The sequence below is a fragment of the Azoarcus sp. Soil_N_20 genome (assembly GCF_057656155.1).
Genome location: NZ_JBDGKX010000010.1, coordinates 161,696 through 187,292, shown reverse-complemented (window position 1 = coordinate 187,292; position 25,597 = coordinate 161,696). Strand labels below are relative to the sequence as shown.

The 25,597-nt window shown below is 64.2% G+C and carries 25 protein-coding genes and 2 tRNA genes; 11 read left to right on the top strand and 16 right to left on the bottom strand.

Going from position 1 to position 25,597, the window contains the following annotated elements:
- Positions 1–116: 116 nt before the first annotated feature.
- The 3 genes from AC3A35_RS19495 to AC3A35_RS19485 form a co-directional block, all read right to left on the bottom strand.
- Positions 117–1,475 carry a DUF1329 domain-containing protein gene (locus tag AC3A35_RS19495; RefSeq protein ID WP_487437938.1) on the bottom strand — a complete coding sequence of 453 codons (1,359 nt, stop codon included), beginning with the start codon at positions 1,473–1,475 and terminating at the stop codon, positions 117–119.
- A 15-nt stretch (positions 1,476–1,490) separates the two neighbouring features.
- Positions 1,491–3,116 (bottom strand): DUF1302 domain-containing protein, encoded by a 1,626-nt coding sequence (locus AC3A35_RS19490; RefSeq protein ID WP_487437937.1) that lies wholly within the window; start codon positions 3,114–3,116, stop codon positions 1,491–1,493.
- 91 nt (positions 3,117–3,207) lie between these two features.
- Positions 3,208–4,683 (bottom strand): benzaldehyde dehydrogenase, encoded by a 1,476-nt coding sequence (locus AC3A35_RS19485; protein ID WP_487437935.1) that lies wholly within the window; start codon positions 4,681–4,683, stop codon positions 3,208–3,210.
- A gap of 295 nt (positions 4,684–4,978) precedes the next feature.
- Here AC3A35_RS19485 and AC3A35_RS19480 point away from each other — a divergent pair, with 295 nt between their 5' ends.
- A complete protein-coding gene (locus AC3A35_RS19480; protein ID WP_487437933.1) occupies positions 4,979–6,781 on the top strand; it encodes a sigma 54-interacting transcriptional regulator in 1,803 nt (600 codons plus the stop codon).
- A 231-nt stretch (positions 6,782–7,012) separates the two neighbouring features.
- Here AC3A35_RS19480 and AC3A35_RS19475 read toward each other — a convergent pair whose 3' ends face one another.
- Positions 7,013–7,474, bottom strand: coding sequence for a DUF4124 domain-containing protein (locus AC3A35_RS19475; RefSeq protein ID WP_487437931.1), 462 nt, complete (start codon positions 7,472–7,474; stop codon positions 7,013–7,015).
- A gap of 62 nt (positions 7,475–7,536) precedes the next feature.
- Positions 7,537–7,941, bottom strand: a complete 405-nt coding sequence (locus AC3A35_RS19470) for a hypothetical protein (RefSeq protein ID WP_487437929.1) — start codon at positions 7,939–7,941, stop codon at positions 7,537–7,539.
- Between the two features lie 266 nt (positions 7,942–8,207).
- Here AC3A35_RS19470 and AC3A35_RS19465 point away from each other — a divergent pair, with 266 nt between their 5' ends.
- Positions 8,208–8,774 (top strand): GIY-YIG nuclease family protein, encoded by a 567-nt coding sequence (locus AC3A35_RS19465; protein ID WP_487437927.1) that lies wholly within the window; start codon positions 8,208–8,210, stop codon positions 8,772–8,774.
- Between the two features lie 380 nt (positions 8,775–9,154).
- Here the strand turns inward: AC3A35_RS19465 and AC3A35_RS19460 are convergent.
- Positions 9,155–9,231 (bottom strand) — tRNA-Arg (locus tag AC3A35_RS19460).
- A 290-nt stretch (positions 9,232–9,521) separates the two neighbouring features.
- Here AC3A35_RS19460 and AC3A35_RS19455 point away from each other — a divergent pair.
- Positions 9,522–10,061, top strand: a complete 540-nt coding sequence (locus tag AC3A35_RS19455; protein WP_487437925.1) for a gamma carbonic anhydrase family protein — start codon at positions 9,522–9,524, stop codon at positions 10,059–10,061.
- Here the strand turns inward: AC3A35_RS19455 and AC3A35_RS19450 are convergent.
- Positions 10,016–10,951 (bottom strand): DMT family transporter, encoded by a 936-nt coding sequence (locus AC3A35_RS19450; protein ID WP_487437923.1) that lies wholly within the window; start codon positions 10,949–10,951, stop codon positions 10,016–10,018. The genes AC3A35_RS19455 and AC3A35_RS19450 overlap by 46 nt on opposite strands.
- Before the next feature lie 182 nt (positions 10,952–11,133).
- Between AC3A35_RS19450 and AC3A35_RS19445 the strand changes: the two genes are divergently transcribed.
- The 3 genes from AC3A35_RS19445 (at position 11,134) to AC3A35_RS19435 (ending at position 13,090) form a co-directional block, all read left to right on the top strand.
- Positions 11,134–11,829 (top strand): SIMPL domain-containing protein, encoded by a 696-nt coding sequence (locus AC3A35_RS19445; protein WP_487437921.1) that lies wholly within the window; start codon positions 11,134–11,136, stop codon positions 11,827–11,829.
- A gap of 119 nt (positions 11,830–11,948) precedes the next feature.
- Positions 11,949–12,563: a C40 family peptidase gene (locus tag AC3A35_RS19440; RefSeq protein WP_487437919.1), complete on the top strand. Its 615-nt coding sequence runs from the start codon at positions 11,949–11,951 to the stop codon at positions 12,561–12,563.
- A 95-nt stretch (positions 12,564–12,658) separates the two neighbouring features.
- Complete coding sequence (locus AC3A35_RS19435; RefSeq protein WP_487437917.1) at positions 12,659–13,090, top strand: CBS domain-containing protein; 432 nt, start codon at positions 12,659–12,661, stop codon at positions 13,088–13,090.
- Positions 13,091–13,125: 35 nt separating this feature from the next.
- On the opposite strand, the gene ftsB is transcribed toward AC3A35_RS19435, so the two are convergent.
- From ftsB to pyrG, 4 genes are all read right to left on the bottom strand, one after another.
- Entirely contained in the window at positions 13,126–13,401 is a 276-nt protein-coding gene (gene ftsB, locus AC3A35_RS19430) for a cell division protein FtsB (RefSeq protein WP_487437915.1), read from the bottom strand.
- 117 nt (positions 13,402–13,518) lie between these two features.
- On the bottom strand, positions 13,519–14,802 hold the full coding sequence (eno, locus tag AC3A35_RS19425) for a phosphopyruvate hydratase (RefSeq protein WP_487437913.1): 1,284 nt from the start codon (positions 14,800–14,802) through the stop codon (positions 13,519–13,521).
- A gap of 52 nt (positions 14,803–14,854) precedes the next feature.
- Positions 14,855–15,694, bottom strand: a complete 840-nt coding sequence (kdsA, locus tag AC3A35_RS19420) for a 3-deoxy-8-phosphooctulonate synthase (protein ID WP_487437912.1) — start codon at positions 15,692–15,694, stop codon at positions 14,855–14,857.
- 11 nt (positions 15,695–15,705) lie between these two features.
- On the bottom strand, positions 15,706–17,343 hold the full coding sequence (gene pyrG / locus AC3A35_RS19415) for a CTP synthase (RefSeq protein ID WP_487437911.1): 1,638 nt from the start codon (positions 17,341–17,343) through the stop codon (positions 15,706–15,708).
- A gap of 172 nt (positions 17,344–17,515) precedes the next feature.
- Here pyrG and AC3A35_RS19410 point away from each other — a divergent pair, with 172 nt between their 5' ends.
- Positions 17,516–18,169: a DsbA family oxidoreductase gene (locus AC3A35_RS19410; protein WP_487437909.1), complete on the top strand. Its 654-nt coding sequence runs from the start codon at positions 17,516–17,518 to the stop codon at positions 18,167–18,169.
- 1 nt (position 18,170) lies between these two features.
- Here AC3A35_RS19410 and AC3A35_RS19405 read toward each other — a convergent pair whose 3' ends face one another.
- The gene (locus AC3A35_RS19405; protein WP_487437907.1) at positions 18,171–18,557 is read right to left on the bottom strand and encodes a DUF2237 family protein; all 387 of its coding nucleotides are present in this window, start codon (positions 18,555–18,557) and stop codon (positions 18,171–18,173) included.
- A 467-nt stretch (positions 18,558–19,024) separates the two neighbouring features.
- Here AC3A35_RS19405 and AC3A35_RS19400 point away from each other — a divergent pair, with 467 nt between their 5' ends.
- Together AC3A35_RS19400 and AC3A35_RS19395 are read left to right on the top strand one after the other, a co-directional pair.
- A complete protein-coding gene (locus tag AC3A35_RS19400; protein ID WP_487437906.1) occupies positions 19,025–19,681 on the top strand; it encodes an excisionase family DNA-binding protein in 657 nt (218 codons plus the stop codon).
- 120 nt (positions 19,682–19,801) lie between these two features.
- Complete coding sequence (locus AC3A35_RS19395) at positions 19,802–20,110, top strand: Hpt domain-containing protein (RefSeq protein WP_487437904.1); 309 nt, start codon at positions 19,802–19,804, stop codon at positions 20,108–20,110.
- Here AC3A35_RS19395 and AC3A35_RS19390 read toward each other — a convergent pair whose 3' ends face one another.
- Positions 20,111–21,373, bottom strand: a complete 1,263-nt coding sequence (locus AC3A35_RS19390) for an HD-GYP domain-containing protein (RefSeq protein ID WP_487437902.1) — start codon at positions 21,371–21,373, stop codon at positions 20,111–20,113.
- A 207-nt stretch (positions 21,374–21,580) separates the two neighbouring features.
- On the opposite strand from AC3A35_RS19390, the gene AC3A35_RS19385 reads away from it, so the two are divergent.
- Positions 21,581–21,671: transfer RNA gene (locus tag AC3A35_RS19385), tRNA-Ser, on the top strand.
- 168 nt (positions 21,672–21,839) lie between these two features.
- Here AC3A35_RS19385 and AC3A35_RS19380 read toward each other — a convergent pair.
- A complete protein-coding gene (locus AC3A35_RS19380; protein ID WP_487437900.1) occupies positions 21,840–22,142 on the bottom strand; it encodes a hypothetical protein in 303 nt (100 codons plus the stop codon).
- Positions 22,143–22,349: 207 nt separating this feature from the next.
- On the opposite strand from AC3A35_RS19380, the gene AC3A35_RS19375 reads away from it, so the two are divergent.
- Positions 22,350–23,372 carry an amidohydrolase family protein gene (locus tag AC3A35_RS19375; RefSeq protein WP_487437898.1) on the top strand — a complete coding sequence of 341 codons (1,023 nt, stop codon included), beginning with the start codon at positions 22,350–22,352 and terminating at the stop codon, positions 23,370–23,372.
- Positions 23,373–23,586: 214 nt separating this feature from the next.
- Here the strand turns inward: AC3A35_RS19375 and AC3A35_RS19370 are convergent, their stop codons facing one another.
- Positions 23,587–24,540, bottom strand: coding sequence for a PDR/VanB family oxidoreductase (locus AC3A35_RS19370; RefSeq protein ID WP_487437896.1), 954 nt, complete (start codon positions 24,538–24,540; stop codon positions 23,587–23,589).
- Positions 24,537–25,562 (bottom strand): aromatic ring-hydroxylating dioxygenase subunit alpha, encoded by a 1,026-nt coding sequence (locus AC3A35_RS19365; RefSeq protein WP_487437894.1) that lies wholly within the window; start codon positions 25,560–25,562, stop codon positions 24,537–24,539. The genes AC3A35_RS19370 and AC3A35_RS19365 overlap by 4 nt, the downstream gene beginning before the upstream one ends.
- Positions 25,563–25,597 lie beyond the last annotated feature (35 nt).

The window sequence follows — 25,597 nt, the reverse complement described above, 5'->3', positions numbered from 1 at the left end:
GCAGCGAGCAGTGCTCGCTGAAACCCCGGTTCCGCCCCCCTTGAAGGGGGAGGGACAAGGTGCCGACACTGACTTCACGTCCTTAATTGCCGGGCGATTGCCCGCCCAGCCCGCGCTCAGCGCGCGCCCTGGTTGGCGAGCTCTTCCGGACTCCAGATGTTCTCGGACTTCGGCGCGTCGACCTTGTAGTGCGTCGTCGCTTCGTTCATCGCCGCGTTCAGGTAGTAGGCTCCGGTCTGCAGGTCGTAGCCGCCCCACATCACGTTGGTCACCAGCGCCGGCAGCTCGGGCACGAGGTAGGTCAGCGAGTAGTTGGAGCGCCACAGGTCACCCTTCGCGTCCCAGCCGTCGAACAGCACGATCTGCCACGAGTCCTCGTCGATGTAGTACTTGCGCTTGGGCACGGTGTGGCGCTTGCCGGCCTTGAGCGTGGCCTCCACTTCCCACACCCGGTGCAGCTCCCACCGGACGTGATCGGGATTGAGGAAGTGGGTGCCCACCAGCTCGTCGACTTTCTTCAAGGCCGCACGGTTGTTGTTGTAGGGAATGAACACTTCCTTCTTGCCGATCAGCTTGTACTCATGGCGGTCGATCGGGCCGAACATCATGAAGGCCTCGTCGAACAGGCCGACCCCGGATGTCACGAAGTCGGGCGTGTCGTAGGCCACCGACGGCGCCTTGCGCACGCGCCGCTGCCCCACCAGGTATTGCCAGATGTCGCGCGGCTTGCCCGCCTGCGACGAGTCGTGCGCGAGGATCGCCTCGCCCGCCTTGGATCCCGGCCCGGACACGATGAAGCGGCCGAGCGCGTAGGTTCCGCGGTAGGTGTCGAGCTTGCCGTCCTGGTAGTAGTAGGGCCACTGCTGCATCTCGTCGCCCTCGCTGGCGAGCGCACGGCGTCCGTCGGCGGTGACGATGAAGGTGCGCAGGGCGTACTGGACGGATTGCCCGAACCAGCTCAGGCGGTGGTTCCACATGATCTCTTCACCGTTGGCCGGGACCGGGAAGGGAATGCCGCCAAAGGCACCGCTGACCGAGGTGGAATCGTCCGCGAGCTTGGCCCGGGTCGCGTTGGCAAAGGTGTTGTCATAGACCCACTGCGGCGCTGCGGCGGTGCGCCGGGTCGGGTAGACGTCGATGCGAAAGTCCGGGTAGCGCGCGAACAGGGCCTTCACCCCGTCGCTCAGCTTGTCGGCATGCTCGGCGGCGTTGGCCGCGGTGATCGCGAACAGCGGCTTGTCGGCGGCGAACGGATCGGGGCGCGGGGTGCCGTTCTGATAGCCGTTCGGAACCTTGCTGTAGCCGCCGTCCCACGCCGGAATCGAGCCGTCCTTGTTGCCCGCCTTCTCGGCGCCGAACGGGGTCAGGCTGGTCTTGAGCTTCGCCGCTTCGTCGGCGGTGACGGCAGCGACGGCCGCGTGCGTGCCCAGCGCGAGGGCAAGGGCGGCGGCGAGGGTGCGTAGTGCGCTATTCATGTTCTGTGGTCTCCGTTAGAAGGTGCGCTGAATGTTGAAGGAGATGAAATCCCGGTCCTTCAGCGTCTGTTTGAACGAGAGCATCGGCGTGGCCGAGTTCTGCGGGGTGACGAAGCTGAACTCGTCGCCGAAGAAGCGCACGTAGTTCATGCCGAACTTCCACACGTTCTGATAGGTGCCGTTGACGCCGAGCGAGAAGTCGCCGCCGTGCGAACTGCCGCCGTTGAAGTTGGCCACCGCGCCGGAACGGCCGTCGAAGTTGTAGCCGACGCCGATCGGCACCTCGAGGTCGAGGCCGGGCAGGACCTGAAAGTAGGCCGGCGAGAAGATCATCCGCATCGCCCAGGCGTCGCGGGTGGTATTGGGGTCGAGCGCCGCCCGGTTCTTGGTTACCGAGAGCACGCGGTTCCACGCCAGCTCGGCCAATACCGAACCGCCGCCCCACAGCGCCGAGGGCTGCAGCACGTAGATGCCGGACAGGTTGGCGTGCGCGGTCTTGCCCACCGGATAGAGGATGTTGCTGCGGTTGTCGCCGGCCTGGAACAGCGAGATCTGCGGATCGCCGTTGAGCGGCGCGTTGTGCCGCACCGAGGCCTCGGCCGCCAGGTTCAGCTGGCCGATCGAGGTGGTGGCACTGGCGCCGTAGGTGCGGATGCCTTCGGCATAGACGGTGCGGATGGTGCCGCCGATCGGATCGAAATAGAAGCTGGACGGGGTCTTGGCGTGATAGCGGGCGAAGTACAGGCCGTACTCGAAGTCGCTGCCCTCGGGCGCGAACCGCAGCTGCAGGCCGCCCTGCCCCGAATCGCGCGGCTCGAGGTTGGAGATCTGGTTCCACGCCACCCCGGGACCGACGATCAGCGACTCCGAACCGTCGCCTGCCCAGTCGATGTTGGACAGGTAGCTGCCCACCGCCGGAATCTTGGTTTCGTCCCAGCGGAACTGGTAGTAGGCCCCAAGCGACAGCCCCGGCACGATCTGCAGCGTGCCCGAGATCTGCTCCACCGGACGCAGCACTTCCTTGAACTGCGAGCTGGGCACGGTCAGCAGCTTGACCAGGTCGATCGGCCCCTGCGCGTCGGCGATGCCGTTGGCACCGAAGAACAGGGTCTCGCCATAGACCAGCGAGTGCCGCCCCAGGCGCAGATTGGTGCGCATGCTTCCGACATCGAAGTTGCCGTACACGAAGGCATCGAGCAGTTCGGCACGGCGCCCGTGCAGGTCCCGCGTGTCGTCGGTGAACTCGTCGTAGGGGACGCTGGTGGCGTTGTTGGTGAAGGGCGAATCGTTGTCGTTCTTGCGGTTGTAGACGTCGTCGTACCAGGCCGCCGCGCTGACCCGGAAACCGACGTTCCTGTAGCGCCCGTCGAGTTCGGTGAGCCAGTCGATCCGGTTGGAGATCAGGCCCTTGTCGAAATTGCGGTCGCCGTCGTCGTAGTTCACGTCATTGACCAGCGTGTCCGAGCGGTCCTTGAGCCGGAACGCCGCGCTGTACTTGAAGGTGTTGTCCCAGCGCAGGGCGAAGTCCGGATTGCCGGTGTTGAACTGGAAGGCGCCGGCCTCGGGTAGCCACAGTGCCGCTGCCACGGCCGCTGCGAGCACCAGTGGCCGATGAGGCAGGTTCTTGCGTGAACGCTTCATTGTTATCTCCTTGGTTATGGATCGGCCCCGCTGCACCGGCAGGGCCTCATTCGCCGAATCCGGCCGGAGAGCGAGCGCTCTCCGGCCAGGCTCAGAACGGGTATGCGGGCGGCGTGTCCTTCACCGTCACCCATTGCCACTGGCTGAATTCGTCGCGATCGGCCGGGCCGCCGATGCCGCCGCCGTTGCCCGACGCACCGCAGCCACCGAAGGGGTTGGTGCACTCGTCGTTCACGGTCTGGTCGTTGATGTGCAACATGCCGGAGTGGAGGCGGTCGCCGATCGCCATCGCACGCCCCAGCGCGGGCGAGATCACCGCCGCCGACAGCCCGTACTCGGTGTCGTTGGCCAGATGCACGGCCTCGTCGTCGGAGGCGAAAGAAATGACGCTGGCCACCGGCCCGAAGAACTCTTCGTCATAGGCACGCATGCCCGGACGCACCCCCGACAGCACGGTCGGGTGGTAGAACGGACCCTCGCTCGTGCCCCCCGCCTCCAGCCGCGCGCCGGCGCGCACGCTGTCGTGCACGATGCCGTCCACGCGCTTGAGCTGGGCGGCGTTGATCAGCGGCCCGATCGCCACCGGAGCGCTGGCCGGGTTGCCCACCGGCAGGTGCCGCGCCTTCTCCACCAGGCGCGCGACGAGCGCCGGCGCAATCGATTCGTGCACCAGGATGCGGCCCGAGGCCATGCAGATCTGGCCCTGGTGCATCCAGGCGCCGAACGCCGCGTTGCTTGCCGCCAGATCGAGATCGGCATCGTCGAGCACGATCAGCGGGCTCTTGCCGCCGAGTTCGAGGGCAACCTTCTTCAGGTGCCGCCCGGCGAGTTCGCCCACGCGCCGCCCGGCCGCGGTCGATCCGGTGAAGGCGATCATGCGGATGTGGGGGTCGGTGCACAGGGCCTCGCCCGCGTCGGCGCCACCCGGGATCACCTGCAGCAGGCCGGCCGGTAGCCCGGCTTCCTCGAAGGCGCGGGCGATGATGAAGCCGCCGGTCACCGGGGTGCGCGGATCGGGCTTGAGCACGACGCCGTTGCCGGCGGCCAGTGCCGGCGCGACGGCGCGCAGCGACAGGATCAGCGGGACGTTGAACGGCGAGATCACCCCCACCACGCCGTGCGGCACCCGCCGGGCGTAGGAGAGGCGTCCGGACACCGAGGGAAGGATCACGCCCTGATCGGGATCGAGCACCATCGCCGCGGCGCGGCGCAGGATGACCACCGCCTCGCGCACCTCGAGCTGTGCCTTGGGCACGATGCTGCCGGTCTCGCGGACGATCCATTGCGCAAGCGCCTCGGCATCGCGCTGGAGCCGCTCCGCAGCGCGGTGGAAGATCTCGGCACGTTCGCGCGGTGGCATCCGCACCCAGTTCCGCTGCGCCTCGGCCGCGGCACGTGCGGCGATGGCGATGTCCGCGGCATTGCCGGTGCCGACCCGGGTCAGCGTTTCGCCGGTGGCCGGTTCGGTCACCGGCGCGCTGCCGCCACTTGCTTCCACCCAGGCGCCGTTGAAGATATGCCCGCTCCAGCGCGAGTCGCTCAGCAGGCTGCCGTTTTCAGATTGCACGTCCTTCTCCTCCGTCGGGGTTGATGGATCTGCCGGGGTCCGGTTGCGAACACGGCACTGATCTCTCGTTGCCTCCTATATCGCAAGGCGTATGCCAAGCAACCGACGGACGTCGCGTACTGCATGACAGCATCGACCACGAAGCGTGGCCTTGCTGGAGCGGAGATCGAAGGTCGGATCCAGCTTCGCTGCATCGCACAAGGTCATCGACCGCGCGTCGACATCACAAAGTTGTTAAGTGCGGCCGAAGCACCTCATAATTTTGCGCACAACACCGATAGCGGAAGAGACCACGATGCCCCCCTCCCCACGCGTTTCCCTGGCCGACGTGTCGCGCGCCACCGGCGCGATGCTGGCGCCCGGCGACAGCAAGACGCTCAGCGACTCGGCCTCCCCCACCTTCCACGATTTGAGCGAATGCCTGTTCTTTTCACCGGGCGACGGGCGCATCTGGCTCAACGATCAGCGCATGGTGCTGATGCACAACAGCGCGCTCGGCAGCCTGCGGCGCGAGCTGATCGAACGCCTCGGACTGGAGCGCGCCCGCGGCCTGCTGACGCGCTCCGGATACACCTCCGGGGTACGCGATGCCCAGTTGGTACGGGAGCGCTGGCCCGACGCCAAGCCCGAGGCCATTTTCTTCGCCGGCACCCGGCTGCATTCGCTGGAGGGCGTGGTAAAGGTCGAAACCGTCCACTTCGAGTTCGATCAGCGGAAAGGAACCTACAACGGCGAATTTCTGTGGCATCACTCGAGCGAGGACGACGAACACATCGCGGCCTACGGCATCGGCACCGAACCCGCGTGCTGGATGCAGCTCGGCTACGCCATGGGCTACGTCACCACCCTGCTCGGGCGGCTGACCGTCTTCCGCGAGGTGGAATGCCGGTCGATGGGCCATTCGGTGTGCCGGGTGCTGGGCAAGACCGTGGAGCAGTGGGGCGACGTCGAGGAAGATCTGCGCTACCTCAACGCCGAGGATTTCATCACCCGCGACAACTACCGTCCCATTCCGCGCGAGCAGGCCCGACTGCCCGGCGCACACAGCGAACTGCCGCTTCTCGGCGACCGCCAGCTGGTCGGCGTGTCGTCCGCCTTCAACGCGGTGTGCCACATGCTGCGCCGCGTCGCCACCACGCGGGCCACGGTGCTGTTCACCGGTGAGTCCGGCGTGGGCAAGGAGCTCTTCGCGCAGATGCTGCACCAGATCAGTCCACGCCACGACAAGGACTTCGTCTCGATCAACTGCGCCGCCATTCCCGAGAACCTGGTCGAGTCGGAGCTCTTCGGCGTGGAGCGTGGCGCCTATACCGGGGCCACCACCTCGCGCCCCGGTCGCTTCGAGCGCGCCCACGGCGGCACCCTGTTCCTCGACGAGATCGGCACCCTGAGCCTCACCTCCCAGGGCAAGCTGCTGCGTGCCCTGCAGGAGGGCGTGGTGGAGCGCGTCGGCGGCACCAAGACCCTGCGCGTGGACGTGCGCGTGGTGGCGGCCACCAATGTGGATCTGCGCGCCGCGGTGCGTCAGGGCCAGTTCCGCGAGGATCTGTTCTTCCGCCTCAACGTGTTTCCGATCCAGCTTCCTCCACTGCGCGAGCGACGTGACGATATTCCGCTGCTGCTGAGCCATTTCCTGCAGCACTACAATACCTTGCACGGGCGCCAGGTGACCGGCTTCACCTCGAAGGCGGTGCGCACCCTGCTCAACTACGGCTTCCCAGGCAACGTGCGCGAACTGCAGAACCTGGTCGAGCGCGGCGTGATCGCCGCCGAGGACGGCGCGCCGATCGACCTGCCGCACCTCTTTCGCGACGAGGAGACCACCCGCAACCTGTTGTTCTCGGTCGGAGCGGCCGGCGCCCTGGCGAGCGACGACGCACCGCCGGACGGCTCGGCCCTCGAACACTTCAGACGCTTCGCCCCCGCCGCCGGATCGAGCGGCCCTTCCCTCGACGACCTCGAGGCACGCCTGGTGCGCGAAGCGGTGACCCAGTGCGACGGCAATCTCACCGCCGCCGCGCGCCTGCTCGGTCTCACCCGTTCACGGCTCGCCTACCGGATGAAGAAACTCGGTGCCGACGAGACGCCTCACGAATGAAAGTCGACAGCAAAAGGGCCAGTCTTTCGACTGGCCCTTTTGCTTGAATCTGTGGCGCGCCCGAGCGACGAAGCTGGACACTGGATCGAAAAGGCAGCGCTTCGTGCCCTTCATGAACTACAGAAAAAAACGATGGCCTCCTGAGCCACAAGAGAACCGAGGCACTCACCTGATGGGCGCTGCAGGAAATCCGCCCCCGCGGGCTTGGGGGCACACTCGACGGCCACGGAACTACCGGCAATAGACCGTGCCGTTGTGGGAGGTAATCTCGTCGGTGATTTTGAACGAGGTTCCACGAGAAATGCACGTTCGTGGGCGATTTGCACGGCGCTCCTCCGCCAACAGCTTCTTCGCCTCCATCTCGGCCGCCTTCGCCGACCTGACCATGCTCCAGTGGTCTTCTGACACGGCGAGGCCCTCGGCCTTTCGATAATCCCCGCTGGCAAGCGCAGACGCAATGAGTGCGCGTAGTGGCCTATCGTAAGAGTTGCCCCCAGAAGTCGTTCCGCCATATGAAGAGGAGGACGACATAGCCGGATCTGTCCTGATAACCTGGACTGGCTCAGAAACCGCACCGCACGGAGTGCCGGAATACTCTAGCTGTCCGTTTGCTGACTTGCACTTATAGACCTGCCCGACCGCCGGCGTGGCGACGAAGAATGCTGTAAGCAGTGCAAGTGCTGAGCGGATCACGATACGCCTCGTGCTTTAGATTGATTCAGTCTTGGACGAGCGGGTACTGCGGCACGCTTGGGTCAGTTTCCGTACAGGACCCGGCATGCCCTTCGAATGCTTTGTGCCGCAATCGCACTTCCCGTCTGGGCGCCATGTTTACGGAAGCACTTATCTGGAGTGCTCCGCGCGAACAAGCTTGTTTCCCGCTGATCTTGGGGGCTATCCGCAGTGGGGTGTTCCTCGGTGCACATACGCACGACGCTCTGTGCAGCAGCGTCATTCATTACCCGCGCGAGGTTTTCCAGTAGACACCGATAACGGGCTTTGGGCACGTAACGCTCCGCTTCGATCGCAGCGGCAAAGTCAAGCCGCTGCAGGTGCTGGAAATACATTTCGTCCTGCTCTGTCCATGCCCCTGCAGATGATGTAAAGCTCATACAGCCTACTGCGAGCACAGCAAACACCACTCTTTTCTGGCGCTTCACCAGTCGATCCCTCTGCCCATTTGGTCTAGTCGCTCTCATGATAGCCCGGTATGGTCCCAGCATGACCTGTTAACTGTTTAGCACACGGAGTTTTCAGCGGGAGGCGATGGAACTCCTGTTGGAGACGTGCGGCGCGCTGGCGGACGCCCGGGGCGATTCAGTAACGAAGAATGGGGCGATCGGTGTAGGCCTTTTAGCTACAAGATCGTCATAGATCGGTATGCTGCACAGTACGTTGTCCCACGACGATTCATAGGGGGTTTCAAATGGCACGCTTAACGCAGGACGAACTGGTGTTTCTGAAGTCTCAGCACATCTCGCCATCGCTGTTATTCGATGCATCCGGTCTTTCGGCGGACGAAAGGAAGCAGCAGATGAAGCTCTTGGACAAACCGTTTTTCTACGGCGGGGCGAAATGCAAGGCCGCTGGGCATTCCCTGCGTGCCCGGTCCGGCCATTGCCTCCAATGCAACACCGCAGTAATTGCTTATCAGCTCAGACATTCAGCGTCCGGCTATGTCTACCTGGCTTTCTCACCAAGCACCCGGTACGTGAAGGTCGGATACAGCGCACACCACCCTCAAGAGAGGGCAGAACTCCTTCGTAACATTGCTTACGGGAATATTCGTGACTGGGACGTGAAACGCGTCGTGCCACTGAGCAGCAACGCGGGAAAGACTGAGTTCGCTGTCCATGCCGCCCTTGAAAGCTACCAGCAACCGATCACTTACTTGCGAGGGAGCGATCGAATTGAGTGCCGCGAGATATTCGCATGTAGCTTAGAGGAAGCGTTGCGAACCTTCGATATGGTGGTAGGTGGTTCAAGAACGTGAAGCATTATGCCATCCGCTACACCCCCAAGGTTTTCAGGGGGTCTTGGCGTGAGAGCACAGGGTAGACACCCACCGGCACCCCACCCCTTGGCCCACCCCCCGGGGGCGCCCCCTCCCCTAGTTGCGAGGCGTCAAGGCACGCTCGATCCGCCACGGCGACGCGCACTGCTCTGACTGCGGGATGCGGCGGCGGAGACCTGCGCCGCCTGATCGGCGGCACGGCGCGAAGGGTGACAGGAGACCCAGGGCAACCCGGCCTTTTCGTTTGTGCGCAGGCCGATCCCAGCGGGCACCGCGCCCGTACTGCTCCCCCGATCGTTCCCCCAGCGCTAGAAAAGCAAAAAGCCAACCCCGAAGGATTGGCTAAGTGCTTGAATCTGTGGCGCGCCCGGAAGGATTCGAACCTCCTACCCCTTGGTTCGTAGCCAAGTACTCTATCCAGATGAGCTACGGGCGCTTCGTGCTGCAAAGAAGCGACATTCTAGAAGATTATTTCTGTTTGTCAACTTCACCTGCGTTTCTCGAAATATTGCTACTTCGCCTTCGGCAAATCTGCCTCATGTCCAACGCAGGGCGCGAATTATGCCTTCGGATGTTGCACCGCGCAAGCCCGGCGGTCGCATTTTTCCGCTTTTTTTAGTACATATATCGAGCAGCCGATCAAGTCCCCCCGCTTTGCCCGGTCACTTGCTATGATCAGCGCCCCCCGAAGCGGTTCGCAACCACCACAAGACAGAGAGAACTGGAATGAGTATCTACGCCCTGGGCGATCGCACGCCCCGCCTAGGTGACGGCACCTGGGTTGCGCACAACGCCACCGTGATCGGCTCGGTAGAGACCGGGCGCAACGTCAACATCTGGTACAACGTGGTGATTCGCGGCGACAACGACCCGATCGTCATCGGCGACAACAGCAACATCCAGGATGGCTCCATCCTGCACAACGACGACGGTGTTCCACTGACCATCGGCGCAGACGTCACCATTGGCCACATGGTGATGCTGCACGGCTGCACCATCGGCGATGGCAGCCTGATCGGCATCAACGCCGTGGTCCTCAATCACGCCGTGGTCGGCAAGAATTGCATCATCGGCGCCAACGCGCTGATTCCGGAAGGCAAGGTGATCCCGGACCGCTCACTGGTGGTCGGCTCGCCCGGCCGCGTGATCAGGGAGCTTACCGACGCCGATATCGCCGGACTCCAGGCCAATGCGCGCCACTATGTCGACAACGCCCGTCTTTACGAAGCGGAGTTGCGTCCGTTGGCGCCCGACACGACCGCCTGATCACCCGTCGTCGCCCCTGCCGCCTCGGGGAGCGGACTCGTACGGGTGAGCCAGACCACGGCCCCAAGGATGATGGCGCCGCCGACGAGCTGATTTGGCTGTAGCGGCTCGCCCAGAAAGATCGCCGCAAGCACGAAGGTGACGACCGGTTCGAGGGTCGACAACGTGGCTGCGTCTGCCGCGCCGAGTCGTTGCATGCCAGCGAAGAAGGCAACCATCGCAACCACCGTCGAGATCAGCGCAATCGCGGTGACCGCGAGCCAGCCCGCCATGTTCGCCGGCCACGCCGGCCCGCTCACCCCTGCAATGGCGCCGAACACCATGGCCGCGGAAATGATGACCACGGTCGCCGCGGCCAGCGGATCTTCGTTGTCGACCACCTGACTGCCGGCGAGGATATAAATCGAATAGATCAGCGCCGCGGCAATCCCGAGGGTGATGCCGAGCGGCTCGCCGGCCACGCCGCCGCCCAGCGTGATCGCGGTCCCGGCCAGCGCTACCAGCACCGCGCACACCCGCCCGGCAGTAAGCCGCCGGCGATAGAGCAACGCACCCAGCACGGTGACCAGGAAGGGGTAGAGGTAGAGCAGCAGCGCGACCAGGCCGGCCGACGCGTAGTTCAGCGCGGTAAAGTACGCGTACGACTGGCCCACGTAGCCGAGCCCGCCCATCAGCGCCAGAACGAGCAGATTGCGTCCTCGCGGCCAGCGCCGATGACCCGCGAGCATCACCGCAGCCATCACCAGCCCGGCAAGCAGGAAGCGCAGGAAGAGCACCGCAACGACCTCGGCCCCGCCGACCTGGGCGTAGCGCGCGAAGATCGCCATTGCACCGAAACCGGTTGCAGACAGGGTGACGTACAGGGCACCGACGAGGCGATCGCGATTCATGGCCGAGAGCGTATCCGGAAGAGCGCGCAGCATGCCGTTCGCAAGCGCGCGGGTCAAGGGATGGAGCGGCAGCGTTCGCGCCCCTCAAGGCGCACGATTCACAGATCATTACACCCGCGACGCGACGCGATTGCGGGCGATACGGTATATAAGGAGGCTCACGCCACTGCCCGGGAGCCCCGATGATGACCTGCCGTCCGCTGATTGCCATGCTGCTTGCCCTGACCCTGTGCGGCGCCCACGCCGAGGATGACCAGCAGCTCCGGATCCGCACCGCCGAACTCTCGGCGGAAGCGAGTCGCCCGGCCCCCAACGACCTCGCGATCGCGCAGCTCTATGCCGAGCAGTCGGGGTCCGATCCGGCCACGGTTGCGAAACAGGTCAACCGCAGCATTGCCGCCGCCATCGAAACTGCCCGCAGCTATCCTGACATCAAGCTGCAGTCGGCCGGAACATCGACGTGGCCGGTGTATTCCAAAGGGGGCGGCAAGATCGAAGCCTGGCGGATGCGCTCGGAACTGCGGCTCGAAACGCGCAATACGGCCGCATTGTCCGAACTCGTGGGCAAACTCCAGAGCAGCCTCGCGGTGTCGAGCATCGCCATGCAACCCGCTGCGGAAACGCGACGGAAGGCCGCCGACGACGCCACCGTCGATGCCATCCATGCCTTCGAGAAGCGCGCCACCCTGATCGCCTCCACGCTGGGCAAGAACCACCGGATACACCGCCTGAACATCTCCGAGTCGGGCTCCCGTCCGCCTATCTATGCCAAGATGCGAAGCGCAGGGATGATAGCGGATGCCGAGTCGGCACCGATGGAGGGCGGCGAAAGCGATGTGTCGGTCACCGTCAGCGGCAGCATCGAGCTGCTCGACTGAAGGCTGGAGCGGAAAATGCCGGAATCGGCCGGGCGCCCGGTTTCGTACCCGGCCCGCGGAAGCGCCCAAGACGGCCCGCGGGCTGGACGCCTCCACGCCGATCGCCTATCGTTCGCCGCATGCCGACTTCCTGCCGCCCGTTCAGCGCCGATCGAGCTCGCGCTTTCGACCACCGTCAGCGCGGGACACCGTTTCACCGGGTGGCCGGCGGCCTGCGCCTGCTGACGTTCGCTGCCGGACTCGCCCTGTTCGCCGCCTGCAGCACCACGCCTGCGCCCCGTTTTGGCGGGGCTCCCGGGCACACGCTGCCGCAAACCCCGGTCCGCGACTATTTCGCCCTTGAAGCGCCCGCGCAGACGCAGGAGATGGTGTTGTTCGCGTTCGGCCTGCTCGACACCGGCTACCGTTTCGGCGGGCGCAACCCCGAAGCCGGACTCGACTGCAGCGGCATGGTCAGCTACATCGTCGAGCAGATCAGCGGCCTCCGGCTGCCGCACAATGCGGCGCAGATCGCGGAAGCCACCCGCCCGATCGAGCGCTCGGAGCTTCGTCCCGGCGACCTCGTATTCTTCAATACCCAGAAACGCAGGCATTCCCACATGGGCATCTATCTGGGCGATGGCAAGTTCATCCATGCCCCCTCCAGCCGTGGCGTGGTGCGGGTCGAAAGGCTCGACAACACCTACTTTGCCCCCCGTATCGACGGGATGCGTACCTTGCTGGCACGTAACTAGATTCCGGGCCCGCACCGTGCGGTTTGTCCTTGCATGTCGCACCACCGAAATCTAGGCTGACGATGCTGAAGTGTCCCACCGGAGGAGGAAATGCAATGCCAACAAGAAAGATAGGGGAAGTGGTAAACGGTCAGACCATAGTCACGGCCGACAAGACCTTGAGCGTGCTTGAAGCCTCCCGGAGAATGGCGGCGGCCCACGTCGGAGCGATCATGGTGGTCGAAAACGAACAGTTGATCGGACTCTTTACCGAACGCGACGCGCTGAACCGGGTGCTGGCCGCGGGACTCGACCCGGCCACGACCTCGCTGGCCGACGTGATGACCGCCAACCTGCAGACCATCCAGCCAGACCGGCCGCTTGGTCATGCGATGCATCTGATGTTCGATGGGGGTTTCCGGCATGTACCGGTGGTCGACAACGGTCGTGCGATCGGGATGATTTCCGCCCGTGACGCTCTCGGCATGGAGATGGTGGCGTTCGAGGCGGAACTCGAGAAGCGCTCCTCGATTGCCGAAATCCTGTAACTGCTCACCGCTCAGCTGGACCGGCCGCGGCCGGTTCAGTTCTTGCCGGGAATCTGAACGAAAATTTCCCCCGGGCGGGTCAGACCGAGTTCGTAGCGCGCACGCTCCTCGATCGCATCGTTGCCCGACTTCAGATCCCGCACCTCCGCCTCCAGGCTCGCGTTACGCTGCTCCAGCCTCAGGTTGTCGTCGCGCTGAGCCTCGAGCTGCCGATCGACGTCCCATACCTTCAGCCACCCGCCCTTGCCCAGCCAGAGCGGGTACTGCAGCACGACCACCAGTACGGCAAGAATGATCACGGGCCAACGCATGTCGAAACCGGAGCCCCCGCAGGAATGTGAGAACGGTGGAAAAAATGAACGAAAGGCCGCCGGATTATCCGTCGGCCTTTCCGCTTGATCAATGCGACTTCATTTCCGCAGACCCGCTCAGCGCAGGTTGTAGAACGCGCGCGTGCCCGGATAGACGGCGGTATTGCCGAGATCTTCCTCGATCCGCAGCAACTGGTTGTACTTGGAGATCCGGTCGGAACGCGACAACGAGCCGGTCTTGATCTGCATTGCACGCAGGCCAACCGCGATATCGGCGATGGTCGAGTCGTCGGTTTCACCCGAGCGATGCGAGATCACCGCGGTGTAGCCGGCGAGCTTGGCCATTTCGACCGCGGCAAAGGTTTCGGTGAGCGTGCCGATCTGGTTGATCTTGATCAGAATCGAGTTGGCCACGCCCTGCGCAATACCCTGCTCGAGGATCTTGGTGTTGGTCACGAAAAGGTCGTCGCCGACCAGCTGGATCTTCTTGCCCAGGCGCTCGGTCAGGTGCTTCCAGCCCGCCCAGTCGCCCTCGGCCATGGCGTCCTCGATCGACACGATCGGGAACTTGTCGGCCAGCGTGGCCAGGTAGTCGGTGAAGCCTTCGGCGCTCAGGCTCAGGCCCTCGCCCTTCAGTTCGTACTTGCCGTTCTTGTAGAACTCGGACGCGGCGCAGTCGAGCGCCAGCAGTACATCGCGGCCCGGCTCGTAGCCGGCGGCCGAAATCGCTTCCTGGATCAGGTTGAGCGCTTCCTCGGTGCCCGACACGTTCGGTGCGAAACCGCCTTCATCGCCCACGGTGGTGGGGTAGCCCTTCTTGTCGGTGATCTTCTTCAGATGATGGAAAATCTCCGCACCGCAGCGCAGCGCCTCGCGGAAGCTGGTCATGCTGACCGGCATGATCATGCATTCCTGGATGTCGAGGCTATTGTTGGCGTGCTCGCCACCGTTGATCACGTTCATCATCGGCACCGGCATCACCATCGGACTGGCACCGCCAAAATAACGGTACAGCGGCAGGCCGGCCTCTTCGGCCGCGGCCTTGGCCACCGCCATCGACACCGCCAGCATCGCGTTGGCGCCGAGTCGCCCCTTGTTGTCGGTACCGTCGAGTTCGATCAGGGTCTGGTCGATGAAAGCCTGCTCTTCGGCGTCGAGGCCGATGATGGCTTCGGAGATTTCGGTGTTCACGTTCTCGACCGCGCGCAGCACGCCCTTGCCGAGGTAGCGCGCGGCGTCGCCGTCACGCAGCTCGATCGCTTCGCGCGAGCCGGTGGACGCGCCGGACGGCACCGCCGCACGGCCCATGACGCCGGACTCGAGCAGCACGTCGGCTTCGACGGTGGGATTGCCACGGGAGTCCAGAATTTCGCGGGCGATCACATCAACGATTGCACTCATCTTTTTTCCTGTTTCAGTTACGGATTTGAATTTGGTCGGGCGATGGTCGCGCTCACAGCGTCTGCTCGAGCAAGGGGCCGGACTTCACCAGCGCATCGATCTGCTTGAGCGTGGCGAGCAGCGCCTTCATTTTGGCCAGCGGCCAGGCGTTAGGACCGTCGGACAATGCCTTCGCCGGATCGGGGTGGCTTTCCATGAACAGCCCCGAGATCCCCACCGCCACCGCCGCACGCGCCAGCACCGGCACGAATTCGCGCTGCCCGCCCGAGGCGGTGCCCTGCCCGCCGGGGAGCTGCACCGAGTGGGTGGCATCGAACACCACCGGGCAGTTGGTTTCACGCATGATCGCCAGCGAACGCATGTCGGACACGAGATTGTTGTAGCCGAACGAGACCCCACGCTCGCAGACCATGATGGTGTCGGCGCCGTTGTTTGCCTCTTTCGCCTTGTCGACCACGTTCTTCATGTCGCCGGGGGCGAGGAACTGGCCCTTCTTGATATTCACCGGCTTGCCCGACGCCGCCACCGCGTGGATGAAATCGGTCTGGCGGCACAGGAAAGCGGGGGTCTGCAACACGTCGACCACCGCCGCGACCGCGGCGATCTCCTCGATCGCGTGCACATCGGTCAGCACCGGCACGCCGAGTTGCTTTTTGACATCGGCGAGAATTTCCAGCCCCTTGTCCATGCCCGTTCCACGATAGGACTTGCCCGAACTGCGGTTGGCCTTGTCGTAGGACGATTTGTAGATGAAGGGGATACCCAGCTCCGCACAGATTTCCTTGAGCGCGCCGGCGGTATCGAACGCCATGTCGCGCGATTCGATCACGCACGGACCGGCGATCAGAAAGAAAGGCCGGTCGAGACCGACTTCGAATCCGCAAAGCTGCATGTGCTGCTCCTTCAGGCCTTGGTGACCTTCCGTTCGATCGCTGCCCTGACGTAGGCCGTAAACAGCGGATGACCCTTGCGCGGGTTGGACGTGAACTCGGGGTGAAACTGGCAGCCGACGAACCACGGATGGACGTCCGCGGGCAGTTCGACCATTTCACACAGATCGGTGACCGGCGCACGGCCGGAAACGATCAGCCCCTTTTCTTCCAGACCGGCGAGCAGGGTGTTGTTCACCTCGTAGCGGTGGCGATGGCGCTCCATGATCTCGGCGTGACCGTAGATCTGGCGCGCCAGCGAGCCCTCGCCCAGCTGACACACCTGCCCCCCGAGGCGCATCGTGCCGCCAAGATCGGAGTCTTCGCTGCGCTTCTCGAACTTGCCGGAACGGTCCTTCCACTCGGTGATCAGGCCGATGACCGGGTACTTGGTGTCGCGGTCAAACTCGGTGGAGTGCGCCCCGGCCATACCGGCAACGTCGCGCGCGAACTCGATCACGGCGAGCTGCATGCCCAGACAAATGCCCAGATACGGCACCTTGTGTTCGCGTGCATAACGGATCGCGGCAATCTTGCCCTCGGTGCCGCGCTTGCCGAAACCGCCCGGAACCAGGATCGCATCCATGGTCTCGAGGACGCCGCAGCCGTCACGCTCGATATCCTCGGAGTCGATGTAATGGATCGTCACCTTCGATTCGGTGTGCATCCCGGCGTGGTTCAGGGCCTCGATCAGCGACTTGTAGGATTCGGTCAGGTCGACGTATTTGCCGACGAACGCAACATCCACGGTCTGCTTCGGGTTCTCCAGCGCGCGGATCAGGTTCTCCCACACGGTGAGGTCCGCAGCGCGGGCCAGGATGTCCAGCTTGTGACAGACGATTTCGTCGAGCATCTGGTCGTGCAGCATGCCCGGGATCTTGTAGATCGAGTCGGCATCGAGGCACTCGATGACCGCTTCCGGCATCACGTTGCAGAACAGCGCAATCTTGCGCCGCTCGTCGGCCGGGATCGAGCGATCGGCACGGCACAGCAGGATGTCGGGCTGGATGCCGATCTCGCGCAGCTCCTTGACCGAATGCTGGGTCGGCTTGGTCTTGAGTTCGCCCGCGGTCGGGATATAAGGCAGCAGCGTAAGGTGGATGAAGCAGGTGCGCTGGCGCCCCTCTTCGAAGCCCATCTGGCGGATCGCCTCGAGGAAGGGCAACGACTCGATATCGCCCACCGTACCGCCGACCTCGATGATCGCCACGTCGGCGCCTTCGGCACCGCGCTTGATGCAGACCTTGATCTCGTCGGTAATGTGCGGAATCACCTGTACCGTCTTGCCCAGGTATTCGCCGCGGCGCTCCTTCTTGATCACCGCCTCGTAGATCTGGCCGGTGGTGAAGTTGTTGCGCCGGCCCATCTTGGCGCTGGTGAAGCGCTCGTAGTGGCCGAGATCGAGGTCGGTTTCGGCACCGTCTTCGGTAACGAAGACCTCGCCGTGCTGGAACGGGCTCATCGTGCCCGGATCCACGTTGATGTAGGGGTCGAGCTTGAGGTGGGTAACCTTGATGCCGCGGGACTCGAGAATGGCGCCTAGCGAGGCTGCCGCGATGCCCTTGCCCAGGGAGGACACGACACCGCCGGTAACGAAGACGTATTTAGTCATGAGAAGTGTGCTGCGGGAAAGCGCGATGATAACCGATCCCCCTCCCCCTAGTCAGCACCCGACACGGTTAAATCATGTTGCAGGTGCCGCCGCTGCAGTATCCGTACCGCCGGAGGCCACACGTGTGCTAGCGTGGGTGCTCTGCCCTCCTGCGCCCGACCGGGCACCGCAAATGCCGCTCAATATCGACCTGATCTCCGACTTCGTCTGCCCTTGGTGCTATATCGGCAAGGTACGCCTCACCAATGCCATCGAGAGTCTGCGTACCGAACAACCCGCACTCGACGTCCGCATCAACTGGCTGCCCTATTTTCTGAACCCGAACACGCCAACGGCTGGAGAACCCTACCGCGCGTTTCTCGAAGCCAAGTTTGGCGGGCCACGTGAAGTCGATGCCCTGCACGCGCGCGTCGCCGAAGCTGGTGCACCCGACGGCGTCCGATTTGCCTTCGAACGCATCGCGGTTCGCCCGAACACGATGGCGGCGCACCGCCTGACCTACCGGCTGCAGGCGCAGGGCGCGCGTCCCGAGCGCATCCGCGCACTGACCGATGCGCTGTTCGAGGCGCACTTTCAGCAAGGGAAGAATATCGGCGACCCGGAAGTTCTCGCCGACATCGCCGCGGCCTGCGGAGAAAACCGCGAAACCACCCTGGCCTGGCTCGAAACCGACGAAGACGCCGCGGCGGTGCGGCGGATGGCGAATCAGGTGCAGAAGCAAGGCATCAGCGGCGTGCCCTTCTTCATCATCAACCGCAGGCTTGCGGTATCGGGCGCCCAATCTTCGAGCGCGCTCGGTGCTGCGATCCTCCAGGCATCGAGCTGATTCAGCCCGCAGAGCCTGTGTTGGCGCCATAGGCATGCGCCCTGAGCACATCCAGCTCGACCAGTTCCAGCACGGCCTCGTTGGTGGCTTCCAGCACCACCGGCGGCGCGACCCCGGCATCGAGCGCCTCGAGCCAGCGCAAGGCGCACAGACACCATCGATCGCCCGGCTTCAGTCCGGCAAAACGGTATTCCGGCTTTGGCGTCGACAGATCATTGCCGGCCTGACGGGAAAAATGAAGAAATTCGCTGGTAACCCGGGTACAGACGAGATGAAGTCCGCGGTCATCCGGCCCGGTTTCACAACACCCGGTCCGATAAAACCCGGTCAATGGAGCGTAGCTGCAGGCCAGAAGCGCACCACCCAGCACATTGCGTGAAGAAGACATGATCGAGGGTCCGGCAGAGGTTACGTGAGCGACTAATTTCCACCAAAATCGGGCTGCCGACAAGCCGTCCGGGAAGCAATGATCCGACGCCGACCGGGGCGCGCGCCGGATGCGTTCGACGGACAGCCGCAAAAATCACGCGCGCGGTTCCACAGGTACGCAGCGGCGCCACCATCTGCAGTTTGCGCCAGAATCGTGCGGCTGAACCGGTTTATCTCAAGACGCGACGGCACGGAGAACGGCGCACGGGGAGAGAGGATGGGAAATGAGGCATGGCCCGTTCGCAGGGGCCATGCCATTCGACCCAATGAGCATTCGCTGCCGGGCACGCGACTCAAACTTTCGGTCCACGAGAGTGATGTCCACGCCCGCAGCGGGAAACCGGTGCTGCATTTCAACCCATCGATTTGGCGCTGTCGCCACTTTGCTGTTATTTTCACAGCGAAACTCCCTCTTTCGAGATGACGATGACTTCAAGCGCAACACCCCAGGAATTCATCAGCACTGCCCAGGCCGCTCGCCAGCTCGGCCTTTCCCTGGGTGCGGTACAGCAGATGGTGGAAAGCGGCAAGCTGGTTGCCTGGAAAACGGCGGGCGGTCACCGCCGCATCCGCCAGGACTCGGTGGATGCGCTGCTCGCCCACGCCCAGCCACAGGCCGGCCATCCCACCCAGGCGGCTCGACCCGACGCCGATGCGCTGCGGGTGATCGTGGTCGAAGACGACAAGCTGCTGCAGGAGGTCTATCTCGAGACCCTTGCGCAGTGGGATCTCCCACTCGACATACAGGTCTTCGACCAGGGAATCGACGCCCTGCTCGAGGTTGGACGCTGCGCACCCGATCTGCTGATCAGCGACCTGCGCATGAGCGGGCTGGACGGCTTCGGCATGATTCGCCGCTTGCGCGAGAACCCGATGGCAGGCGAGATCGCCATTGTCGTGGTTTCGGTGCTGACCCCGGACGAGATCGCCGCGGAAGGCGGACTGCCTGACGACATCACCGTCTATCGCAAGCCGGTCCCCTTTCGGGAGCTGCATGGCTATGTGCAGGCCCTGATATCCCGCATTCGCCGCAACCGCAACCTGCACGCGCCCGGCATCAAACCTCATGGCCGAGCCGCCTGAACGCCCTCACCGCAGCCCGGGGGCATTGCGCCGATCGCAGCATCACGCTGGAGTGACCCTATGGCGTCGAAGCCGACTTGCTTCAAACACTTCGATCCCGACGCGATGCGTGAGGACCTCATGGACGACCCACAGATCGTCGGTAGCGTGCTGAAGCATTTCCTGCGCTGGCAAACCGACGTGACAGGTGAGATCCGTCGTGCGATCGAGGCCGACAATCTCGAACACATGAGGCGTGTGGGGCACTCGTTGCGGGGCACCCTCGCCCAGCTTCACGCCACGACCGGCGCCAGTCTCGCCGCCGCACTTGAACTCACCTGCGCACAGCGCAACCCGATCCCGGCCGGGCTGCCGACCGACCTGCTGGCCGAACTCGAGGCGATTGCCAGCGAAGTCAGCCGCTATCTGGAGACGGCGACGCCGGCCTGATCACCCCTCGACGCGCTCCTGCAGCGGAAACTCCGCCGATGCCAGCCGTACGCACGCATCGCGCTCGCGGATCAGCGTTGCCACCACCCCGGCGTCGAGACGTCCTTCACGGACCAGCATCTCGAGGCGCCCGATGACGTCGTCGCCGCCCAGTCGTGGGCGATACGGGCGATCCTGGAGCAGCGCCTGAAAGATGTCCGCCACCGAAACGATCCGGCTCTCGAGATCGATCTCGTCGGCGCTGGATCGAAACGGATAACCCAGGCCGAGCAGATTCTCATGATGCGATCCGGCCCAGCGCGGAATCGGCGTATCGGGAAAGATCCGCATCAGGATGCGGTAGGTATCGTAACTGTGGCGCGCGATGTAGGCGCGCTCGTCACGCGTCAACACCCCCGGTTTCTCGATGATCTCGTCAGGCACCCGCAACTTGCCCATGTCGTGCAGCAGGCCGGCCAGTTCGATCATCACCAGCGCCTCCCCCTGGCGCCCCATTGCCGCGGCCAAATGACGGCAGATCGCGGCAACACGGCGCGAGTGATCGTCGGTGTAGTGGCTCTTGGCATCGACGACGCGCGAGAACAGCACTGCCAGATCACGCATCTCGCAGGCACTGAGCGCAACCGGCGGCACGCCCTTGCCAAGCGCGTCCAGTTCCTCGTTGAGGTAGAGCGGATCCATCGACAACCAGAACGCATCGGAAGCGGCAGTGCGGGCAAACGCGTCAACCAGTTCCGGCGCAAACAGATTCCCCGCCAATGCCTGCAAGAGAGCCACGATCGCCTCGTGCTCCCAGATGACTTCGTGGTGCAGATGCCCGCCGGTCAGATAGGGCACCAACAGCACATCGGCGCGATCCACGAGATACACCAGGTTGGCGTCCAGGCGCGTCTCGGCGGTCAGGGTCTCAACGGCCGACAGCTCATCCCAACGGGTATGGTGATAGCGAACGATATCCGCAAAGCGTGACAGAACCGGGCACGCAGCCAGATAGTTCGCCCCCCGGATACAGTGCTCCTCGGCGCCGTCCCACTCCAGGGTTGCGGTAAGAAGTTTGTGCTCCCGCACCTGGGACACCCCGCAATCGTGGAGCATCCCGGCGTGCAGCAAGGTCCAGCAACGCGCTTCCGACCACCCAAGCGCCTGCCCGACAGCACGGGCCATGTGACCGACCCGTTTGCCATGCTGAATCTCATCGACACCGACGAAATCGAGCGAGGTCGTCAGGGCGACAATCGCGTCGTGGAGATTGAGACTGATCATCTGAAGACCTTTGGGGGAGTCCGTTCCCGCTCGTCAAGAGACCGGCAGCAAGCGACGTTGTAGCCTCATGCCAGCAGCCACGACTACCATCCAGGCCACCGATGGGGTAGTCGATCTACCGGGCCATGGCACAATTCCGGCGCGACAGAAAAGCTTACAAAGCGCTTCCACTGCACTACCGAAACCGCTAGAATGCGCGGCTTCCACGGAGAGGTGGATGAGTGGTTTAAGTCGCACGCCTGGAAAGCGTGTTTGGGATAATATCCCAACGCGGGTTCGAATCCCGCCCTCTCCGCCAGTAACACCAGCAAGCCCGCAGCCGGCTTGGTGATTGGGGAAACCGGATACACGGTTCCTGCCTTTGGTGTTACAAATGGGCGTACAGGTCATGCCGGCAGCTATCTCGGACTTTGGAGAAGCTGCATGAGCTACGCTACCTGACGTTCCACCATAGTTCGCACTACGTTCAGATCCGTATCCCGGCCCCGCTCGTCGAACGCCGTGGCGCCGCCGCCAACCGTGCGCTCAGCCCCCCCGGCGCCAAGTGCTCGAACACAGCATCCACGATTTCCAGGTTCACGCCGTCGTCGCGCAATGCGAACTCCTGGCGCCCGGCCAAGTCATCCTTGACGGTCATGCCGTGCGGAGACAGGACCCGATCCGGGGTATCAACACGGCGGTTCGCATATGTACTGATTTCAGCCGGCCTCGCCAAGGGGCGTACCTTGGCCGGCGATCCTGCGACCACCTCCGCCGGCAGATCCAACACTCAAACTCGGTCTCGCTACCAGATACGTGAGCCCGCTGATCGGTCCCCACTGGCGCATCTGGTCCCCCCCGCGCACACCGACAACAAGCGCACGTATTGACAGCAATGCCTGCGCTACAGATACTATATAGTATCCAAACACCTATTGGCATTTAAGACCCGCCCGCACTCGGTGCCCCGACCCCCTCCCACTACTGTGCCACCAGCATGATTATCGACTGCCACTGCCACTACACTACCGAACCGCCCGCGCATCATCTTTTCCGTGAAGCCCAGGTGGCCCATGTCCAGTGCGGAGCGGGTGCGCCGCCCTTCTACCCCGAGATCGGCGACGACGAGATCCGCAGCGCGATCGAGGCCAACCAGTTGCGCCTGCTCGACGAGCGCGGTATCGACATGACGGTGTTCTCGCCACGCGCCGCCGGCATGGGCCATCATGTGGGCAACGAACAGACCAGCCAGACGTGGACGAAGGCGTGCAACGACCTGGTCGCCCGCGTGGTGCGGATGTTCCCGCAGCGCTTCGTCGGTGTATGCCAGCTGCCGCAGTCACCGGGAGTCCCCATCGCCAACGCCCTCCGGGAACTGGAGCGCTGCGTGCTCGAATTGGGATTCGTCGGCTGCAACCTCAACCCGGATCCGTCGGGCGGGCACTGGACCGCCCCGCCACTGACCGACCGCGCCTGGTACCCCCTGTACGAGAAGATGGTCGAGCTGGACGTGCCGGCAATGATCCACGTTTCCGGATCGTGCAACGCCTGCTTCCATACCACCGGGGCGCACTACATCAACGCCGACACCACCGCGTTCATGCAGCTGCTGCAGGCCGACCTGTTCAGGGATTTCCCGCAGCTGCGCTTCATCATTCCGCACGGCGGCGGCGCCGTGCCCTACCACTGGGGGCGCTATCGCGGCCTGGCCGACATGCTGAAGAAGCCGGCGCTGCGCGAGCACCTGATGAACAACGTGTTCTTCGACACCTGCGTCTACCACCAGCCGGGGATCGACCTGCTGTTCGAGGTCATCAGTGTCGATAACATCCTGTTCGGGTCCGAGATGATCGGCGCGGTGCGCGGGATCGACCCCGAGACCGGGCATCCGTTCGACGACACCCGCCGCTACATCGACTCGCTCGACGTCCCGGCGCAACACAAGCACCAGGTGTTCGAGGCCAACGCGCGCCGCGTCTATCCGCGACTGGATGCCGTGCTGAAGGCGCGCGGGCTGTAGGCGGCGCGCAGAGGCTTGATCGGGTCGCGGATTTCTCTCCCGGCCCGATCAAGAGACCCCACCCCCAAAGTCAGTGGAGCACGGAACCAACCGCAACCGTGTGGTCCGCACCTATGCGGAAACAGTCGGCCTGATCACTCCCGCTCGATCAGGACCGGTTCGTTCTTCGGCTGGCGACGAACTCGACCCATGCCGGCGCCGAGTCCCCCCATAACTACAGATCCAGCACCAGTCGTTCCGATCGCGAACGCGAACAGCACGGGGTGAAGCAGTCGTTCGCGGCACGCTCCTGGTCGGTCAGGAAGACGTCACGGTGTTCCGGCGTTCCATCCAGCACCCGTGTCAGGCAGGTACCGCAGACCCCCTGCTCGCACGAGACCGGAATCTCGATGCCCTGGTCCGCGAGCACCTCCACCACGCTGCGGCCCGCCGGCACGGCGTGGACCGCACCGCCACGACCGATCTGCACTTCGAACGGCTCGTCCCCGGCTGTCGTCGGCTGGGCGGGCGCCGAGAAGTACTCCTTGTGCAGTTGCGCCTCCGGCCAGCCGCGCGCACGCGCCCCGGACAGCACCCAGTCCATGAAACCGCCCGGCCCGCAGACGTAGACATGGTTTCCGTCCTGCGGCGCCCCGAGCGCGGCATCGAGATCGAGCTTCTGCTCCGCCGCGCCATCGTCGGCGTGAAACGAGGCACGACCACCGACCAATCCGGAGCGGATCCGCTGCGCAAACGCCATGCGTGCGGCAGTACGGGCACAGTAGTGCAGCACGAAGTCGTGCCCGGACGCCGCCAGGTGCTCGGCCATCGCCAGCAGCGGGGTGATGCCGATGCCGCCGGCAAACAGCAGTTGCCGCCGCGCGTTCCCGACCAGCGGAAAATGATTGCGCGGCGCGCTGATGTGCAGCCGCTGGCCGGCCTGCAACGCGTGCATCGCCACCGAGCCGCCGCGCGAGGCCGGCTCGCGCAGCACGCCGATCAGGTAGCGCCCGCGCTGGTCGGGCCCGGGGCACAGCGAGTACTGGCGGATCAGCCCCCCATCCAGGTGCACATCGATGTGGGCGCCGGGCTCGAACGCCGGCAGCGCCGATCCGTCGGCCGCGGCCAGCTCGAAGCTGCAGATGCCTTCCGCCTCGTCGTGGCGGTGCGCGACAATGACTTCGATCATGCGCCATCCTCACGATCGATCAATTGCTGCAGCACCCGGCGTGCGCGCAAGGAAGCGGAGTCGGTCGTGAGCAGCACCGGCTTGAGTGCCTCGAGCGGCTGCCCCGCCATGTAGCGCGACTGGGCCTCGATCATCGGCCCGTCCTCAGTCTCGAACGCCTTCTGCAGCGTCGCCTGCAATCGGGTGGAGAATGCCTCGTCCTCCAGCTTGAAGTCGCGCGCCCACTTCCAGAAGTAGTGGCAGCTGTGCTCGGTCTCGGGCGTGATCAGGTGCGCCTGCTGCGAGCGCGGGCCGTCCTCGGGCGCTTGCCCCACGCGCGTCACCCCGATCTCCAGCCGCAAGGTCGAGGGCGGCTGCCAACGCACGATCGACAGGTGATCGACATTGGTCGGCGCGCCTTCGCCATAGGCCATCGCGAACAGCTGGCTGATCGGTTCGCTGGGTCGCCAGTTCCGCGCGATCACGGTATTGCCGTCCTGCTCCATCGAATACTGCGTACGCCGGTTGAAACCCTCGGTGGCGAGGTAGGGGTGGAGGAACTCGGCATGGCTGAGATCCAGCAGATTGTCGGCGACGAGCTGGTAATTGCCCTGCACCGTGATGTAACCGTGCACGCATGTATAGCGGGTGCTGTCCTCGAACTCGCTCCAGCGCCGGATCTTCGACTCGTCGGCCGGCTGATCCCCCCACCACAGCCACACGATGCCGTCACGCTCGGCAAGCGGATAGCTGCGGACGCAGGCCGCCTTGGGAATCTTGCCCTCGCCGATCGGATTGTGGACGCAGGTCCCGCCGGCATCGAAGCGCAGGCCGTGGTAGGGGCAACGGAGGTCGTCACCCAGCACCTTACCCTTGTGCAGCGGCGCGAAGCGGTGCGGACAGCGGTCGTGCAAGGCCGCCGCCTGCCCGGACTCGCCGCGAAACAGGACCACCGGCTCCTCCAGCACGGTCCGCATCATCGGTTCGGTGCTCAGTTCGTCGCTGAAAGCGACGGCATACCACTGGTTCTTCAGGTATTTCATGCAGTTGTCTCCTGTCATGCAATGAATGAGTCTTG